Below are 1,360 nucleotides of genomic sequence, written 5' to 3'. Positions count from 1 at the left end.
GCATTTCATCAAGTGAAACAATAACAAGCAGGATGGCTCATGCAGAATTCACAATTGCTCAACGGTGGTGGCTGGACTGTGTAGCAATAGGCTTTATCAAGACGCTTCATCTCGTCCACAGCCGCCGGTTGATTCCTCCTCCTGACTGAGTGCTTAAGTAGCCACAGCAAGCAGGACGCGTACGTCGCGACACCGGCCCAATTGGCCGGGGTTCGCTAGACACTGGAGTGGCCAACCACTCCTGACGCACCTGACACCGACCGTGAGAAGTCGTGTGTGCCGAACGCCGTTTCCGGCAGCCCGGAAACCGACGGTACTACATGAAAAGAATGCTGATTAACGCAACTCAACCCGAAGAGTTGCGTGTTGCACTGGTAGATGGCCAGCGCCTCTACGACCTGGACATCGAATCCGGTGCACGCGAGCAGAAGAAGGCCAACATCTATAAAGGCCGGATTACTCGCATCGAACCAAGCCTCGAGGCTGCCTTTGTCGATTTCGGCTCTGAGCGCCACGGCTTCCTGCCCCTCAAAGAAATCTCCCGCGAATACTTCAAGAAAGCCCCCGAAGGCCGCGTCAACATCAAGGACGTCCTGAGCGAAGGCCAGGAAGTCATCGTTCAGGTCGAAAAGGAAGAACGTGGCAACAAGGGCGCCGCCCTGACCACCTTCATCAGCCTGGCCGGTCGTTACCTGGTGCTGATGCCGAACAACCCGCGTGCCGGCGGTATCTCCCGTCGCATCGAAGGTGAAGAGCGCAACGAACTGCGTGAAGCCCTGAACGGTCTGGTTGCCCCGGCCGACATGGGTCTGATCGTTCGCACTGCCGGCCTTGGCCGCAGCAGCGAAGAAATGCAGTGGGACCTCGATTACCTGCTGCAACTGTGGACCGCCATCAAAGAAGCTTCGCTGGACCGTTCCGCGCCGTTCCTGATCTACCAGGAAAGCAACGTGATCATCCGCGCCATCCGCGATTACCTGCGCCAGGACATCGGCGAAGTACTGATCGACAGCGTTGAAGCCCAGGATGAAGCCCTGACCTTCATTCGTCAGGTGATGCCGCAGTACGCCAGCAAAATCAAACTGTACGAAGACAGCGTTCCGCTGTTCAACCGTTTCCAGATCGAAAGCCAGATCGAAACCGCCTTCCAGCGCGTCGTCGAACTGCCTTCCGGCGGCTCCATCGTTATCGATCCGACCGAAGCTCTGGTGTCCATCGACATCAACTCGGCGCGCGCCACCAAAGGCAGCGACATCGAAGAAACCGCACTGCAGACCAACCTTGAAGCTGCCGAAGAAATCGCCCGTCAGTTGCGCTTGCGCGACATCGGCGGCCTGATCGTCATCGACTTCATCGACAT

The 1,360-nt window shown here is 57.4% G+C and carries 1 protein-coding gene; it reads left to right on the top strand.

Annotated elements, in window-relative coordinates; translation table 11 throughout:
- Positions 1–320: 320 nt before the first annotated feature.
- Positions 321–1,360 (top strand): Rne/Rng family ribonuclease (locus tag ACQKPC_RS30370; RefSeq protein ID WP_427628333.1); only part of this gene is annotated, 1,040 nt, incomplete at its 3' end.

This window comes from Pseudomonas sp. NPDC089918, from assembly GCF_050280605.1.
In the GTDB taxonomy this organism is placed as follows: Bacteria; Pseudomonadota; Gammaproteobacteria; order Pseudomonadales; family Pseudomonadaceae; genus Aquipseudomonas.
The sequence above is the reverse complement of the archived record's forward strand: the minus strand, read 5'-3'. Positions and strand labels throughout refer to the sequence as shown.